General features: G+C 70.7%; 19 protein-coding genes. 13 read left to right on the top strand and 6 right to left on the bottom strand.

The genetic code is table 11. From position 1 onward, the window contains the following. The first annotated feature begins 150 nt into the window (after nt 1-150). Genes hisD through hisH form a run of 4 tightly spaced genes read left to right on the top strand, consistent with a single transcriptional unit; the run spans nt 151 to nt 3,929 of the window. Nucleotides 151-1,488: a histidinol dehydrogenase gene (hisD, locus tag G361_RS0116270; RefSeq protein WP_019928158.1), complete on the top strand. Its 1,338-nt coding sequence runs from the start codon at nt 151-153 to the stop codon at nt 1,486-1,488. A gap of 37 nt (nt 1,489-1,525) precedes the next feature. After that, nucleotides 1,526-2,659, top strand: a complete 1,134-nt coding sequence (locus G361_RS0116265; protein ID WP_019928157.1) for a histidinol-phosphate transaminase — start codon at nt 1,526-1,528, stop codon at nt 2,657-2,659. Continuing rightward, nucleotides 2,656-3,297: an imidazoleglycerol-phosphate dehydratase HisB gene (gene hisB, locus G361_RS0116260; protein WP_019928156.1), complete on the top strand. Its 642-nt coding sequence runs from the start codon at nt 2,656-2,658 to the stop codon at nt 3,295-3,297. Before G361_RS0116265 ends, hisB begins: the two co-directional genes overlap by 4 nt. Then, nucleotides 3,294-3,929 (top strand): imidazole glycerol phosphate synthase subunit HisH, encoded by a 636-nt coding sequence (hisH, locus tag G361_RS0116255; RefSeq protein ID WP_019928155.1) that lies wholly within the window; start codon nt 3,294-3,296, stop codon nt 3,927-3,929. Before hisB ends, hisH begins: the two co-directional genes overlap by 4 nt. Before the next feature lie 12 nt (nt 3,930-3,941). Here hisH and G361_RS0116250 read toward each other — a convergent pair whose 3' ends face one another. Together G361_RS0116250 and G361_RS0116245 are read right to left on the bottom strand one after the other, a co-directional pair. Continuing rightward, a complete protein-coding gene (locus G361_RS0116250; RefSeq protein WP_019928154.1) occupies nt 3,942-4,391 on the bottom strand; it encodes a hypothetical protein in 450 nt (149 codons plus the stop codon). 79 nt (nt 4,392-4,470) lie between these two features. After that, nucleotides 4,471-4,956 carry a hypothetical protein gene (locus tag G361_RS0116245; RefSeq protein ID WP_155981474.1) on the bottom strand — a complete coding sequence of 162 codons (486 nt, stop codon included), beginning with the start codon at nt 4,954-4,956 and terminating at the stop codon, nt 4,471-4,473. Between the two features lie 180 nt (nt 4,957-5,136). Here G361_RS0116245 and priA point away from each other — a divergent pair, with 180 nt between their 5' ends. Genes priA through hisI form a run of 4 tightly spaced genes read left to right on the top strand, consistent with a single transcriptional unit; the run spans nt 5,137 to nt 7,939 of the window. Next, nucleotides 5,137-5,868 carry a bifunctional 1-(5-phosphoribosyl)-5-((5-phosphoribosylamino)methylideneamino)imidazole-4-carboxamide isomerase/phosphoribosylanthranilate isomerase PriA gene (gene priA, locus G361_RS0116240; RefSeq protein WP_026343098.1) on the top strand — a complete coding sequence of 244 codons (732 nt, stop codon included), beginning with the start codon at nt 5,137-5,139 and terminating at the stop codon, nt 5,866-5,868. Between the two features lie 8 nt (nt 5,869-5,876). Next, on the top strand, nt 5,877-6,716 hold the full coding sequence (locus G361_RS0116235; RefSeq protein WP_019928151.1) for an inositol monophosphatase: 840 nt from the start codon (nt 5,877-5,879) through the stop codon (nt 6,714-6,716). Between the two features lie 55 nt (nt 6,717-6,771). After that, nucleotides 6,772-7,545, top strand: coding sequence for an imidazole glycerol phosphate synthase subunit HisF (gene hisF / locus G361_RS0116230; RefSeq protein WP_019928150.1), 774 nt, complete (start codon nt 6,772-6,774; stop codon nt 7,543-7,545). Between the two features lie 40 nt (nt 7,546-7,585). After that, complete coding sequence (gene hisI, locus G361_RS0116225; protein WP_019928149.1) at nt 7,586-7,939, top strand: phosphoribosyl-AMP cyclohydrolase; 354 nt, start codon at nt 7,586-7,588, stop codon at nt 7,937-7,939. A gap of 3 nt (nt 7,940-7,942) precedes the next feature. On the opposite strand, the gene G361_RS43825 is transcribed toward hisI, so the two are convergent. The 4 genes from G361_RS43825 to G361_RS50345 form a co-directional block, all read right to left on the bottom strand. Beyond that, nucleotides 7,943-8,428, bottom strand: a complete 486-nt coding sequence (locus G361_RS43825; protein ID WP_019928148.1) for a MarR family winged helix-turn-helix transcriptional regulator — start codon at nt 8,426-8,428, stop codon at nt 7,943-7,945. A gap of 198 nt (nt 8,429-8,626) precedes the next feature. Further along, nucleotides 8,627-9,253 (bottom strand): hypothetical protein, encoded by a 627-nt coding sequence (locus G361_RS43820; protein ID WP_052172670.1) that lies wholly within the window; start codon nt 9,251-9,253, stop codon nt 8,627-8,629. A gap of 70 nt (nt 9,254-9,323) precedes the next feature. Next, nucleotides 9,324-9,785, bottom strand: a complete 462-nt coding sequence (locus tag G361_RS0116210; RefSeq protein ID WP_026343097.1) for a peroxiredoxin — start codon at nt 9,783-9,785, stop codon at nt 9,324-9,326. 51 nt (nt 9,786-9,836) lie between these two features. Beyond that, nucleotides 9,837-10,241 carry a hypothetical protein gene (locus G361_RS50345; RefSeq protein ID WP_019928145.1) on the bottom strand — a complete coding sequence of 135 codons (405 nt, stop codon included), beginning with the start codon at nt 10,239-10,241 and terminating at the stop codon, nt 9,837-9,839. A gap of 161 nt (nt 10,242-10,402) precedes the next feature. Between G361_RS50345 and G361_RS0116200 the strand changes: the two genes are divergently transcribed. From G361_RS0116200 to trpA, 5 genes are all read left to right on the top strand, one after another. After that, a complete protein-coding gene (locus tag G361_RS0116200; protein WP_019928144.1) occupies nt 10,403-11,944 on the top strand; it encodes an anthranilate synthase component I in 1,542 nt (513 codons plus the stop codon). After that, nucleotides 11,941-12,672 (top strand): TIGR02234 family membrane protein, encoded by a 732-nt coding sequence (locus tag G361_RS0116195; protein ID WP_019928143.1) that lies wholly within the window; start codon nt 11,941-11,943, stop codon nt 12,670-12,672. The genes G361_RS0116200 and G361_RS0116195 overlap by 4 nt, the downstream gene beginning before the upstream one ends. Nucleotides 12,673-12,815: 143 nt before the next feature. Then, entirely contained in the window at nt 12,816-13,640 is an 825-nt protein-coding gene (gene trpC / locus G361_RS0116190; RefSeq protein WP_019928142.1) for an indole-3-glycerol phosphate synthase TrpC, read from the top strand. Beyond that, on the top strand, nt 13,637-14,908 hold the full coding sequence (gene trpB / locus G361_RS0116185; RefSeq protein WP_019928141.1) for a tryptophan synthase subunit beta: 1,272 nt from the start codon (nt 13,637-13,639) through the stop codon (nt 14,906-14,908). Before trpC ends, trpB begins: the two co-directional genes overlap by 4 nt. Then, entirely contained in the window at nt 14,905-15,696 is a 792-nt protein-coding gene (gene trpA / locus G361_RS0116180; RefSeq protein WP_019928140.1) for a tryptophan synthase subunit alpha, read from the top strand. Before trpB ends, trpA begins: the two co-directional genes overlap by 4 nt. Nucleotides 15,697-15,714 lie beyond the last annotated feature (18 nt).

Below are 15,714 nucleotides of genomic sequence, written 5' to 3'. Positions count from 1 at the left end.
CTTGCCGGGATGAGCAACAGTCGCGGGCCGTGGTTCATGCCCGGGTCGGGTGGCGAAAATCCGATGGCGCGCACCGGATAGGCTGGTAGCGGTCCGAAGCCGTCCGGGCTTCGGTGTGATGACCAGCACAGACAAGGATTCCGCCCCGCTATGACATCCCGCATCGAGCTCGCCCGCGTCGATCTGCGCGGTCGCACTCCCACCGCCGCCGAGCTGCGTACCGCGCTGCCGCGCGGGGGAGTCGACGTCGACTCGGTGCTGCCTCATGTGCGGCCGGTCGTGGAGGCGATCCGCGACCGGGGCGTCGAGGCGGCGCAGGAGTTCTCCGCGAAGTTCGACGGGGTGGCCCCGGCGGCGATCCGGGTGCCGGTCGCCGAGTTGGCGCGCGCGCTGGCCGAGCTGGATCCGGCGGTGCGCGCGGCGCTGGAGGTGGCGATCGCGCGCAGCCGGGTGGTGCACGCCGATCAGCGGCGTACCGATACCACCACGGAGGTGGTGCCCGGTGGCACGGTGACCGAGCGGTGGGTGCCGGTGGAGCGGGTGGGCCTGTATGTGCCCGGCGGTAACGCGGTGTATCCGTCGTCGGTGGTGATGAATGTGGTGCCGGCGCAGACCGCGGGGGTGGATTCGCTGGTGGTGGCCTCGCCGCCGCAGGCGCAGTTCGGTGGGTTGCCGCATCCGACGATCCTGGCCGCGGCGCAGCTGCTGGGGGTCGAGGAGGTGTGGGCCGTCGGTGGTGCGCAGGCGGTGGCGTTGCTGTCCTACGGCGGTACCGACACCACCGGGGGTGCGCTGGCGCCGGTGGACATGATCACCGGGCCGGGCAATATCTATGTGACGGCGGCGAAGCGGTTGTGCCGGGGGCTGGTGGGTATCGATGCGGAGGCCGGGCCGACCGAGATCGCGATCCTCGCCGACGGTGGTGCGGATCCGGCGCATGTGGCCGCGGATCTGATCAGTCAGGCCGAGCACGATGTGCTGGCGGCGAGTGTGCTGGTCACCGACAGTGTCGAGCTCGCCGACGCGGTGGATGCCGCGCTGACCGCGCAGCTGGCGGTGGTGAAGCATCGCGATCGGGTGGTGTCGGCGCTGACCGGTGCGCAGTCGGGGGTCGTGCTGGTCGACGATATCGATCAGGGGTTGCGGGTGGTCAACGCGTATGCCGCGGAGCATCTGGAGATCCAGACCGCCGACGCGGCCGTGGTCGCGGGGCGGGTGCGTAGTGCGGGGGCGGTGTTCGTGGGTGCGTGGTCGCCGGTCAGCCTCGGTGATTATTGCGCGGGTTCGAACCATGTGCTGCCGACTGCCGGGTGTGCGCGGCATTCCTCGGGTCTGAGTGTGCAGACCTTCCTGCGCGGTGTCCATGTCGTCGAGTACAGCGAGGCGGCGTTGAAGGATGTCGCGGGTCATGTGGTCGCGCTGGCGAATGCCGAGGACCTGCCCGCGCACGGACAGGCGGTCCGGGCACGCTTCGAGGCACTGCGATGATGCCGGAATCCGGCGCGAGACGAGGAACGACGACACGATGACGAAGACCGTGAACGTGCCCGGGAGCGCGATCTCCCTGGACGATCTGCCGCTGCGGGAGAACCTGCGGGGTAAGAGTCCGTACGGCGCACCGCAATTGACGGTGCCGGTGCAGCTGAACACCAACGAGAACCCGCATCCGCCCAGCCGCGGCCTGATCGACGATGTGGCCGAGGCGATCCGGGCCGCCGCCACCGACCTGCACCGCTACCCCGACCGCGACGCGGTCGCGCTGCGCACCGATCTCGCCGCCTACCTGACCCGGCAGACCGGCGTCGCGCTCGACGTCTCGAACGTGTGGGCCGCCAACGGATCCAACGAGATCCTGCAGCAACTGTTACAGGCGTTCGGCGGATCCGGCCGCAGCGCCATGGGTTTCGTGCCCTCCTACTCGATGCACCCGATCATCACCGAGAGCCTCGACACCGAATGGGTGGAGGCCAAGCGCAGCGGCGATTTCACCCTGGACATCGACTACGCGCTGGCCTGTGTGGCCGAGCGCCGGCCCGACGTGGTGTTCGTGACGAGCCCGAACAACCCCACCGGGCACAGCATTCCGCAGTCGGAGCTGATCCGGATCCTGGAGGCGGCGCCGGGCATCGTGGTCGTCGACGAGGCGTACGCCGAATTCTCCTCGGCCCCCAGCGCGGTCGAGCTGATCGACCGGTATCCGGCGAAACTCGTGGTGTCCCGGACCATGTCGAAGGCGTTCGCCTTCGCCGGCGGGCGGCTCGGCTATCTGGCCGCCGCGCCGGCGGTGATCGACGCGATGCTGCTGGTGCGCCTGCCGTATCACCTCTCGGTGGTCACCCAGGCCGCCGCGCGCGCGGCGCTGCGGCACGCCGGCGAAACCCTGGCCAGCGTCGCCGAATTGGCGTCGCAACGGGAACGGGTGGCGGCGGCGTTGCGCGACAACGGTTTCGAGGTCGCGCCGAGCGATGCGAACTTCCTGCTGTTCGGCCGGTTCCGCGACGCCGCGGCCGCCTGGCGGCGCTACCTCGACGAGGGAGTGCTGATCCGCGACGTGGGCATTCCGTCCTATCTGCGGGTGACCATCGGGCTCGCCGCCGAGAACGACGAATTCCTGCGCGTCAGCGCGAAATCGGCGGCCACCGAGCTGGTGGGCCGGTGAGCGCGCACCGCACCGCCCGGGTCGAGCGGACCACCAAGGAGTCCAGCATCGTCGTGGAGCTGGACCTCGACGGCACCGGCCGCGCCGAGATCAGTACGGGCGTACCGTTCTACGACCACATGCTCACCGCGCTGGGCGCGCACGGCGGATTCGACCTCACCGTGCGCGCCGAGGGCGATATCGAGATCGAGGCCCACCACACGGTCGAGGACACCGCGATCGTGCTCGGTCAGGCGCTGGGCACCGCACTCGGTGACAAGAAGGGCATCCGCCGCTTCGGCGACGCCTACATCCCGATGGACGAGACGCTGGCGCACGCCGCGGTCGACGTCTCCGGCCGGCCCTACTGCGTGCACACCGGCGAGCCGGATCACCTGCTGCACACCGTGATTCCCGGTTCGCCGGTGGCGAGCCGGTCCGGCGCCGCGGGCGCGCCGTATTCGACGGTGCTGAACCGGCACGTGTTCGAGTCGATCGCCCTCAACGCGCGCATCGCGCTGCACGTACGGGTGCTGTACGGCCGCGACCAGCACCACATCACCGAGGCGGAGTTCAAGGCCGTCGCCCGGGCCCTGCGCGCCGCCGTCGAGCTGGATCCGCGGGTGACCGGCGTACCGTCGACGAAGGGAACGTTGTGAGCAGTCCCCGGATCACCCTGCTGGACTACGGTTCCGGCAATCTGCACTCCGCCCACCGTGCGCTGGTCCGCGCGGGCGCCGAGGTCACCGTCACCGCGGATCCGGAGGTGGCGCTGGAGGCCGACGGCCTGGTGGTCCCCGGTGTGGGGGCGTACGCCGCCTGTATGGCGGGCCTGAAGGCGGTGCGCGGCGAGCGCATCATCGGCAAGCGGCTCGCCGGGGGCCGGCCGGTGCTGGGCATCTGCGTCGGCATGCAGATCCTCTTCGACCGGGGCGTCGAATTCGGCGTCGAGACCGAGGGCTGCGCGGAATGGCCGGGCGTGGTCGATCGGCTGCGGGCGCCGGTCCTGCCGCACATGGGCTGGAACACGATCGAGGCCCCGGCGGACAGCGTGCTGTTCGCGGGGATGGACGCCGGCACCCGGTTCTACTTCGTGCACTCCTATGCCGCGCAGAGCTGGGAGTGGGAGGACAACGGGACCCTCGCCCCGGCGAAGCTCACCTGGTGCGACTACGGCGGCCGCTTCCTGGCCGCGGTCGAGAACGGCCCGCTGTCGGCCACCCAGTTCCATCCGGAGAAGTCCGGCGACGCGGGTGCGCAACTGCTGCGCAACTGGGTGGGGTCGCTGTAGCGGCGGTTCGTCTCACTGGGTGTTCTGCAGATCGCTGACGAGCCAGTCGTCGCCCACCCGGTTCAGGGTGAGGGCGAAAGCCCAGACCCCGCTGCGTGGTTCGCGGTTGGTCTCGTCGGTGATCACGGTCTGGTTCACCACCAGGCGGGCGCCCTGCCGGTCGCCGTCGGCGGCGCCGGGGGTGCACTCCACCACGGTGCCGTCGGAATGCGCGTGCAGGCCCACGAGTTTGGTGCGCAGCGTCGGCAGCGCGTCGCGGAAATTGTCGTGGAATTCGCCGGTCGTCCGGTTCAGCACCCGCTGGAAGTAGTTCTCGATATCGCTGTAGTCGTAATTGCTGACCTCGCGCCCGAAGTCGCAGGCGGCGCCCGGAGCCGGGCCGGGATCCGCCGCCGCGACGGCGGGTGCGACGAGGCCGGCGGCTGCCGCGAGCAGGGTGGCCGGAAGCACGGATCGATACACGATGCCCTCGATTGTCGTTGCGTGCGAGCCAGGTTCGGATCGCACGCCGACCTTACCGGCTGGGCATCCGGTACGCGGACTACACCGGGTCGACCCGGTTCGCGAGCCAGTGGCCGTCGACGTTGTCGAACGTCACCCGCATGACCGAGCGGCTCGGCCGCGGCAGGCCGAGGGTCGCGTCGCTGCGGGTGCTCTGGTCGACCGAGACCACCGCGTCCGCGTGCGCCGGATCGGCGGTGTCGGTACGGCATTCGACCACCACCGCCTCGGCGCGGCTGTGCGCGGACTGTGCCCGTTCGCGGCGGTCGGCGGCGGAGTTCTGGAAATCGTCGTGGAACGTACCCGTGGACCGGGTCAGCACCCGCTGGTCGTAGTCGTCGTAGGCGGCGTAGTCGTAGGTCGACAACTGCCGGCCGAAATCGCAGGCGGCCTGCTGCACCGGGTCGGTGGGCACCGCGGCGGTCGCCGGCGCGAGGAACAACAGCCCGGCCGGTAGCGGCGCCAGCGCGCACGCCGGCCCGCGGAGCAGTCGGAAAACGCGGCGCTGCAAGGTAATTCGAGACACAACTCACCCCTTGCTCGTTCGGCGGAAGATCGGCCGTACGGTCCCGGCGCACAGCTGTGGGTCCGGCGAACCACCTCGACGGGGCCCGTCCTGTAGTCCGGGTTCCCCAGCGGGCGTTCCGCAAACCCCGCCGGGCGGGCCCACGAACGACCGCACACCGGTAACCAATAAGATGCTTGCGTGAGTCTAGTGCTGCTACCCGCCGTCGATGTCGCCAATGGTGAGGCCGTGCGCCTCGTACAGGGAGAGGCCGGCAGCGAGACGAGCTACGGTTCGCCCCGCGACGCCGCCCTGGCCTGGCAGAACGACGGCGCCGAGTGGGTGCATCTGGTCGATCTGGATGCCGCCTTCGGCAAGGGCTCCAACCGCGAGCTGCTGGCCCGGGTGGTCGGTGAGCTGGACGTGCGGGTCGAGTTGTCCGGCGGCATCCGCGACGACGACTCCCTGAAGGCCGCCCTGGCCACCGGTTGTGCCCGGGTCAACGTCGGCACCGCCGCGCTGGAGGATCCGGTGTGGTGCGCCCGCGCCCTCGGTGAGTACGGCGACCGGATCGCCGTCGGCCTGGACGTGAAGTTGATCGACGGCGAGTACCGGCTGCGCGGGCGTGGCTGGGTCAGCGACGGCGGCGACCTCTGGGAGGTGCTGGAGCGGCTGGAACACGACGGCTGCAGTCGCTACGTGGTCACCGACGTCACCAAGGACGGCACCCTCACCGGCCCCAACCTGGACCTGCTGCGCGAGGTCGCCAACGCCACCGAGAGCCCGGTGATCGCCTCCGGCGGCGTGTCCACGCTGGACGATCTGCGGGCCATCGCGGCGCTGGTGGACGAGGGCGTGGAGGGCGCGATCGTCGGTAAGGCGCTGTACGCCGGGCGGTTCACGCTGCCCGAGGCGCTGGCCGCGGTGCGCTGACGCCGCCGATGACCACCGTCGCTGCGACCGCCGACCTCACCGGGCTGCTGGCCACGGCGAGCGCGGCGCTGGATTCGGTCGTGCCGCGTTTCGTGGCCGGCGTCGGCGCACCGAGCGCGGTGGTGAAGGGCCAGGGCGATTTCGCCACCGAATTCGACCTGGAGCTGGAACGGACGCTGTCGGGCCTGCTGACCGAGCAGACCGGAATCCCGGTGCACGGTGAGGAGTTCGGCGGCCCCGAGCTGACCACCGGCACCGCGTGGGTGCTCGATCCGATCGACGGCACCTTCAACTATTCGTCCGGGCATCCGCTGTCCGGCATGCTGCTGGCGCTGGTCCGCGAGGGTGAGCCGGTACTCGGGCTGACCTGGCTGCCGCTGCTCGGCCGCACCTACGCGGCGGTCGCAGGCGGTCCGGTGCTGGTCGACGGGCAGCCGGTGCCGCCGCTGGCCCGCGCCCGGCTGTCGGACGCGATGATCGGCTTCGGCGCCTTCAACACCGACTCGCGCGGCCGGATCCCCGGTTCGTTCCGCTTCGATCTGCTGGGTGCGCTGAGCCGGTTGTCCGGCCGGGTCCGGATGCACGGGTCCACGGGTATCGACCTGGCGTTCACCGCGTCCGGCGTGCTCGGCGGCGCGGTCGTGTTCGGCCATCACGCCTGGGACAACGCCGCCGGGGTCGCGCTCGTGCGCGCGGCCGGGGGAGTGGTCACCGATCTCGCCGGGGCGCCCTGGACGATCGAATCCGGTTCGGTCCTCGCCGCCGCGCCCGGCGTGCACGAGGAACTGCTGGAGCTGATCGACTCCGCGGTCGACCGGGCCCGCCGCGACGGGCAGGCCGGGCGGTGACCGGCACGCGCGGCGGCCGCGACGACGAAACGACGACAACGATGGGGCTGATCCGATGAGTCTGGCCGTCCGTGTGATCCCGTGCCTGGACGTGGACGCGGGCCGCGTCGTCAAGGGCGTGAACTTCGAGAATCTGCGCGACGCGGGCGATCCGGTGGAACTGGCCGCCGCCTACGACGCCCAGGGCGCCGACGAGCTGACCTTCCTCGACGTCACCGCCTCCACCGGCGATCGCGGCACCATGATCGACGTGGTGACCCGCACCGCCGAGCAGATCTTCATCCCGCTCACCGTCGGCGGCGGCGTCCGCACGGTCGACGACGTGGACCGGTTGCTGCGGGCCGGCGCCGACAAGGTCTCGGTGAACACCGCCGCGATCGCCGATCCGGAGATCCTGCGCGCGATGTCGGAGCGGTTCGGCTCGCAGTGCATCGTGCTGTCGGTGGACGCCCGGCTGGTCCCGGACGGCAATCCGCCGACGCCGTCGGGCTGGGAGGTCACCACCCACGGCGGTAAGCGCAGTACCGGCATCGACGCGATCGAGTGGGCGGCGCGCGGCGCCGAACTCGGGGTCGGCGAGATCCTGCTCAACTCGATGGACGCCGACGGCACCAAGGGTGGTTTCGATCTGCCGATGATCGAATCGGTGCGGCGGGCGGTCTCGGTGCCGATCATCGCCAGCGGCGGCGCCGGGCGGGTCGGGCACTTCCCGCCGGCGGTGCAGACCGGGGCCGACGCGGTGCTGGCGGCGAGCGTCTTCCACTTCGGCGACCTGACGATCCCGCAGGTGAAGGAGGCCATGCGGGCCGAGGGTATCGTCGTTCGCTGAGCCTCCGGGCGTATTTTCCGATCTCGACGAAACGGTGCACATGAGTCTCGATCCGGCCATCGCCGCCCGCCTCAAGCGCAACGAGGCGGGGTTGGTCGCCGCCATCGCGCAGGAGCGCGGCAGCGGCGACGTGCTGATGATGGCGTGGATGGACGACGAGGCGCTGGCCCGCACGCTCTCGACCCGCAAGGCCACCTACTACTCCCGCTCCCGGCGGCAGTACTGGGTCAAGGGCGAGACCTCCGGCCACACCCAGTACGTGCACGAGGTGCGCCTGGACTGCGACGGCGACGCGGTACTGCTGATCGTCGACCAGACCGGCGGCGCCTGCCACACCGGCGATCACACCTGCTGGGACGGGGACGTCCTGCTCACCGGCCCCGCGGCGGAATAGGGATCAGCGCCGCCGGGGCGCCCGGGTGGGCCGGCCCTTGTTGTCGTCGGGGCGTCCGCCGGCGCGGCCGATGCCGCGGGCCAGTCCGGAGTCCAGCTGCTCGATCAGCGCCTCACCCAGTTCGACCAGTTGTTCGGTCTGCTCGGGGTCCAGGCCGTCGAAGACGAGACCCCGCACGGCCTCCTGATAGCCGGGAGTAGCCTGTTGCACTCGCTCGAGGCCGAGGTTGGTCAGGACGGCCTGCGCGCCGCGGCGGCCGGTCTGCGCGTCGCGCACCACCCAGCCGAGTCGCTCGAGCTTGGTCACCACATGGGACAACCTGGATAGCGATGCATTAGCCTTCTGCGCGAGATCACTCAGCTGCAGGCGATGACCGGGCTGCTCCGCGAGTACCGACATGACGATGTACTCGAAATGCGTGACCCCGGACTCGTTCTGCATCTGGGTATCCATCGCGGCCGGAAGTTTGGTCGTCAGTGCGACGAGCATCTGCCAAGCTCGCTGTTCGATGGTATTCAGCCACGTCGTCACTCTGTGCCCTCTCTTGCAGCCAAGTGACGTGCTCTCGTTGACCGAGCTGGTGATAATTGAAACTTCAATTCACAGTCACCCGCGAACACTCAGTTTGCCACGATTTCGCTCGAGGGTCACCAGTGTTGTTTATGACGTGACATCTATCACGGGTCATCAGGTCTTTGGGTGACCGTCGTCGGCGTGTCGGACGATCGATTCTCGTGTCGTGTCATCCACATCCTGCGGCGTGCCGACGGATTGCGCACGTTGTGCCGCCGGTCGGCGCCTGCCCGCGCGGCGGGTGCGGAACCGGCCGCGCAACACGACGAAGACGATGAGCGCGAACGCCACCGCGGCCACGATCGCGGCGGTCAGCGCGGCGCCGCGGAATCCCGGCGCGTCGACGTCGAGCACCCGCTCGCCGGCGTGTGCGGCGTTGGTCGTGCCCAGCACGATGCTCAGCGTCATCAGATTCGGCAGCGCGGTGACGATCGCGACCACCGCCGCGGCGCCGGCGAGGAACCGGCCGGCGCGTTTACCCCAGACCGTGGCGGCGAACAGCAGGAGCAGCAGCGGTACCAGGGTGCACACGAAGCCCAGCGCCAGGCCGGACCAGATGCCCCGGCTGAAGCTGCCGTGCCCCGACATACTCGCGACCCGCTGCGCCCACCAGCGCGGGATGAACGCCGTCAACAGGAAGTACACCAGCACCAGCGCGACCACGAGGGCCAGCGCGCCCAGGATCCGGTGCCGCCACACCGGGCTGATGCCGATAGGTTGCTCCACGCTGTGTGAAGTCATAACGACAGCGTAGGCACCCGCGGCCGGACAGTGAACCACTCGGACCACAGCGTGTCCGATCGGCGTCCGATCAGCTGTTGCGCTGTTTCAGGAAGGCCAGCGCCTCGTCGGCGTGGACGTTCGCCTTGAGTTCGCCGGTGATCACGTCGAGCACCGTGCGATCGGTGTCGATGACGAAGGTGTGCCGCTTCACCGGCATGATCGCGCTCAGCAGCCCGCGCTTGACGCCGAACTGCGCGGCCACCACGCCGCCGACATCGGAGAGCACCGGATAGCCCAGGCGCTGGGCCTCGGCGAATCCGGCCTGCGTCTCGACCGCGTCGGTGCTGATCCCGGCGCAGCTCGCGCCGATCGCCGCGAAATCGGCGGACAGATCCCGGAAATGGCAGGCCTCGGCCGTGCAGACCGGCGTATTCGCCTTCGGGTAGAAGAACAGCACCAGCGGGCCGCCGGTCAGCAGCGAATCCAGCGACCGGACGGTGCCGGACTGGTCGGGGAGCTCGAACGCGGGCGCCTTCTCACCTGTCCTCATGACCAGCACAGTACCGGGCGGATCGGACGCCCGGTACCCGGCGGAAATCCGTCAGATGCCGACCAGCGCCGCGATTTCCGGGTTCTTGATGGTCATCACGTCGAGGATGCCGTGCGCCTTCAGGAACGGCTTCAACTCCTTGATCCGGTCGGCGTGCCGGGCGAACTCGTCGGGGAAGGCGCGGCGGTCGATGTCCTCCAGGGCCTTCACGTAGGTGACGAACGAGGCGACCGCATTGTGCGGGCTCGGCGCCTGACTGCCGGAGGCGGGGGTGCGGCTCTGGCTGCCGGCCGCGGCGCGGCTCTGACCGGCGGCGGCGGGCCGGCTCTGGCCGCCGGTGGCCGTGCGGGCGGTCCGGTTCGGCGGGGTGGCCTTCGTGGGCCGGGCCGGATCGGGCAACGAGCGGGTGGTGGCCGGCCGGCGACCCTCCGGTGTCACCGGTTGCGAGGGGTACATCGGTGTTGATCTCCTCTCGTGTCGACGGATTCCGCGCGGGCGCGGGACCAGAGTTCGGGCATTCGAGCGAATGATCGGTCGCTCGTTATTCGCCGCCGCCGGGTTCCCGGCTGGTTCGGGGCGCGGGAAACCCGCTTGCCCGCCCCTGGAATGATGGGTGGATGCCAGGCGCGACGCCCCCCACCACGACCACCCGGGATCAGTTCCGCACCCTCGCGGCCGAGCACCGTGTGGTGCCCGTGACCCGAAAAGTGCTGGCGGACTCGGAAACTCCGCTGTCGGCCTATCGCAAGCTGGCCGCCGACCGGGCGGGCACCTTCCTGCTCGAATCGGCGGAGAACGGCCGGTCCTGGTCGCGCTGGTCGTTCATCGGCGCGGGCAGCCCGTCCGCGCTGACGGTGATCGACGGCGAGGCCGCCTGGCTGGGCGCCACCCCGGTCGGCGCGCCGGCCGGTGGCGAACCGCTGGCCGCGCTGCGGGAGAGCCTGGAACTGCTGCGTACCGAACGCCTGCCCGGCCTGCCGCCGCTGACCGGCGGCCTGGTCGGCTATCTCGGTTACGACATCGTGCGCCGGCTGGAACGGCTGCCGGAACTGGCCGCCGACGATCTGCGCCTGCCGGAGATGGTGCTGCTGCTGGCCACCGACCTGGCCGCCTTCGACCATCACGAGGGCGCGATCACCCTGATCGCCAACGCGGTCAACTGGAACGGCACCGACGAGCGCGTCGACGAGGCGTACGACGACGCCGTCGCCCGCCTCGACCGGATGACCGCCGCGCTGGCCGCGCCCGCCGAATCGACGGTCTCGGTGTTCGAGCGGCCCGAGCCGCAGTACCGGCGGCAGCGCACCACCGAGCAGTTCGGCGCGGGGGTGCGCCGGCTGGTCAAGGAGATCGAGGCCGGCGAGGCCTTCCAGGTGGTGCTGTCGCAGCGGTTCGAGATGGACTACCAGGGCAGCCCGCTGGACCTCTACCGGATGCTGCGCGCCTCCAATCCCAGTCCGTACATGTATCTGCTGCACGTGCCCGACGCCGCGGGCGAGACGGCGTTCTCCATCGTCGGATCCAGTCCGGAGTCGCTGGTGACCGTGAAGGACGGGGTCGCGACCACGCATCCGATCGCCGGCACCCGGTGGCGCGGCACCACCGAGGAGGACGATCTGCTGCTGGAGAAGGGCCTGCTCGCCGACGAGAAGGAGAACGCCGAGCATCTGATGCTCGTCGACCTCGGCCGCAACGATCTGGGCCGGGTGTGCCTGCCGGGTACCGTGCGGGTCACCGAGTACCGGCACGTCGAGCGGTACAGCCACGTGATGCATCTGGTGTCCACCGTCTCCGGGCGGCTCGCGCCCGGCCGGATCGCCCTGGACGCGGTGCAGGCGTGCTTCCCGGCCGGCACCCTCTCCGGCGCGCCGAAGGTCCGGGCGATGGAACTGATCGAGGAGCTGGAACCGACCCGCCGCGGGGTCTACGGCGGCATCATCGGCTATCTCGACTTCGCCGGCGACGCGGACACCGCCATCGCGATCCGCACCGCGCTGCTGCAGGACGGCACCGCGTACGTGCAGGCCGGCGCGGGTGTGGTCGCCGATTCGGACCCCGAGTACGAGGACATCGAATCCCGTAACAAGGCGATGGCGGTGCTCAAGGCCGTCGCCGCCGCGCAGACCGTGCGGGCCGCCGATCCGGGGACGGCCCGGTGAGCGCTCCCGGCGCGGACACCCCCGATCCGGGTGACCTAGCCGGTCCTGCCGCGGCACCCGGCCCGCGCCGGTATCCCGTCGGCCCGGCGGCGCTGCTGGCCGTGGCGGCGGCGCTGCTCTGGGCCTCGTCGCGGCTGACCTGGGTCACGATGGTGTCCTCCGACGGGCTCACCGAGCCGCGGACCCACGCACTCGACGGTGGCGTCTGGTTCGGGGCGCTGACGCCGCTCGCGCTGGTGTTGCTGGCCGCGATCGCCGCGATGTTCGCCACCCGCGGGTGGCTGCGGCGGGTGGTCGGCGTCGTGGTGGCGCTGCTGGCCGCGGTGTCGGCGGTGCCGTGGTTCGCGTTGGTGAGCGGGCACAGCCGGACCGCCGAGCGGGCCGCGCGGCTCGCGGATCTGCCGGCCCGCGCCCGGGTCGACCACGTCACGACCTCGTGGCTGCCGGTGTGGCTGTCGCTGGCCGGCGCGCTCGCGGCCTTCGTGGCCGGGGCGCTGCTGGCGCGCATGCCCGAGACCACCGCGCGGCTGTCCGGAAAGTACGAGAACCCGGTGTTCCGGCGCGCCGCGGCGGCCGAGCGGGTCGCCGGGCAACACAATCGAGGCGAGGAACAATCCGTACGGACCGATCCCTCCGAAGCCGATCAACCGCTGTCCGAACGGGTGCTGTGGGACGCGCTGGACGCCGGCGCCGATCCGACCGACGACGATCCCGGCCGGCGACGGTGACATCGGACATGCGCTGGTCTGTCGCACAACACCCCGCCGTCGGCGCTATGAACACGACCATTACTCTTTATCAAGCATCGGTGAGACAGCGCCTGGGGATTCTCAGGAAGCAAGTCCGTCTCCCCAGAAAGGATTCGAGCCAGATGACAGTCCTCGACTCGATTCTCGACGGGGTCCGCGCGGATGTGGCCGCTCGGGAAGCCCTCCTGGATTTCCAGGCAGTCAAGAAGGCGGCCGCCGCGGCTCCCTCGCCCCGCAATGCCCGCGCCGCGTTGTTCGCGGACGGTATCGCGGTCATCGCCGAGGTCAAGCGGGCCAGCCCCTCCAAGGGCGCCCTGGCCGACATTCCGGACCCGGCCAGCCTGGCGAAGTCCTACGAGGACGGTGGCGCCCGCATCATCAGCGTGCTCACCGAGCAGCGCCGGTTCCAGGGCTCGCTCGACGATCTGGACGTGGTCCGTGCGACCGTCGACGTGCCGATCCTGCGCAAGGATTTCGTCGTCGGGCCCTATCAGATCCACGAGGCCCGCGCGCACGGCGCCGACGTGATTCTATTGATCGTCGCCGCCCTGGAACAGGACACGCTGGCCGCCCTGATCGACCGCACCGAATCGCTGGGCATGACCGCCCTGGTCGAGGTGCACACCGAGGAGGAGGCCGACCGGGCCCTCGAGGCGGGCGCCTCCGTCATCGGGGTCAACGCGCGCAACCTCAAGACCCTCGAGGTGGACCGCGACGTGTTCGCGCGGATCGCCCCCGGCCTGCCCACCGAGGTCATCCGGGTCGCCGAATCCGGTATCAGCGGCACCGCCGACCTGCTGGCCTACGCCGGCGCCGGCGCCGACGCGGTACTGGTCGGCGAGAGCCTGGTGACCAGCGGCGATCCCCGGGCGGCCGTCTCCGAGCTGGTCACCGCCGGAACCCACCCGTCCTGCCCCCGTCCGTTGCGCCGGGGCGTCGCCCGGTGACCGGAGTCGCCGAGAACGGGGCCCTGCCCCAGGCCAGCGAGGGTGTCACCCAGCGCAGCCACGAGCCCGACGCGGGCGGGCACTTCGGCGTGTACGGCGGCCGGCATGTGCCGGAGGCGCTGATGGCGGTGATCGAGGAGGTCACCGCCGAATACGACAAGTCCCGGGTCGACCCGGACTTCCTGGCCGAACTGGATCGGTTGCAGCGTGACTACGCGGGCCGTCCGTCGCCGGTGTTCGAGTGCACCCGGCTGTCCGAGCACGCCGGTGGCGCGCGGATCTTCCTCAAGCGCGAGGATCTGAACCACACCGGTTCCCACAAGATCAACAACGTCCTCGGCCAGGCACTGCTGGCGAAGCGGATGGGCAAGACCCGGATCATCGCCGAGACCGGCGCGGGCCAGCACGGCGTGGCCACCGCGACGGCGTGCGCGCTGTTCGGCATCGACTGCGTGATCTACATGGGTGCCGTCGACACCGCCCGGCAGGCGCTGAACGTGGCCCGGATGCGGCTGCTCGGCGCCGAGGTGATCTCGGTGACCACCGGTTCGCAGACGCTCAAGGACGCCATCAACGAGGCGCTGCGCGACTGGGTGACCAACGCCGACGACACCTACTACTGCTTCGGCACCGCGGCGGGTCCGCATCCGTTCCCGCTGCTGGTCCGCGATTTCCAGCGGGTGATCGGGCTGGAGGCGCGCGTGCAGATGCGCGAGCGCACCGGGCGGCTGCCCGACGCGATCACCGCCTGCGTCGGCGGCGGGTCGAACGCGATCGGCATCTTCCACGCCTTCATCGACGACGCGGCGGTCCGGCTGGTCGGCTTCGAGGCCGCGGGCGACGGGGTCGAGACCGGCCGCCACGCCGCCACCTTCACCGGCGGCACGCCGGGCGCGTTCCAGGGCGCGTACTCGTACCTGTTGCAGGACGAGGACGGTCAGACCATCGAATCGCATTCCATCTCCGCCGGTCTGGACTATCCGGGCGTCGGGCCCGAGCACGCCTACCTCAAGGACATCGGCCGCGCCGAGTACCGGCCGGTCACCGATACCGAGGCGATGGACGCGCTGCTGCTGCTGTCGCGGACCGAGGGCATCATCCCGGCCATCGAATCCGCGCACGCCGTGGCCGGCGCCCTGCAACTGGGCCGCGAATTGGGCGAGGGCGCAATCGTTCTGGTGAACCTGTCCGGTCGCGGCGACAAGGACATGGACACCGCGGCCCGCTGGTTCGGGCTGTTCGACGGGTCGCAGGAGGAGCAGCAGTGAGCCGTCTGGAGAGTGCCTTCGCCGCCACCCGCGCCGAGGGCCGCGCCGCCCTGATCGGTTATCTGCCCGCCGGGTATCCGGACCTCGCCGGATCCGTCGCCGCGTGCACCGCGATGGTCGAATCCGGTTGCGACATCATCGAAGTCGGCATCGCCTACTCCGATCCGGTGATGGACGGCCCGACCATCCAGGCCGCCACCGAGCAGGCGTTGCGCGGCGGCGTGCGGGTGCGCGACGTGTTCGCCGTGGTGCAGGCGATCGCCGACGCCGGTGGCCGGGCGGTCGTGATGACCTACTGGAATCCGGTGCTGCGGTACGGCGTCGACCGGTTCGCCCGCGATCTCGCGGCCGCCGGTGGCCTCGGGCTGATCACCCCCAATCTGATTCCGGAGGAGGCGGCCGACTGGGTCGCCGCTTCCGAGGCCCACGATCTCGATCGGATCTTCCTGGTCGCCCCCTCCTCGACCGAGGAGCGGCTGGCGATGACCATCGAGGCGAGCAGCGGCTTCGTCTACGCCGCGTCCACGATGGGCGTCACCGGGGCCCGCGACGCCGTCTCCTCGATGGCGCCCGAGCTGTGCGCCCGCATCCGGGTCCACTCCGATATTCCGATCGGGGTCGGCCTGGGCGTGCGCAGCGGTGCGCAGGCGGCCGAGATCGCGGCCTACGCCGACGGCGTCATCGTCGGTTCGGCGCTGGTCGCGGCCGCGGGCGAGGGCCTGGACCGGGTGCGCGCCCTCACCGCCGAACTCGCCGAGGGCGTCCGCTCCGCTCCCGTCGCCCCGTAACCGGGCGGCCGGGCACCG

Source organism: Nocardia sp. BMG111209 (assembly GCF_000381925.1).
Classification (GTDB): domain Bacteria; phylum Actinomycetota; class Actinomycetes; order Mycobacteriales; family Mycobacteriaceae; genus Nocardia.
The sequence above is the reverse complement of the archived record's forward strand: the minus strand, read 5'-3'. Positions and strand labels throughout refer to the sequence as shown.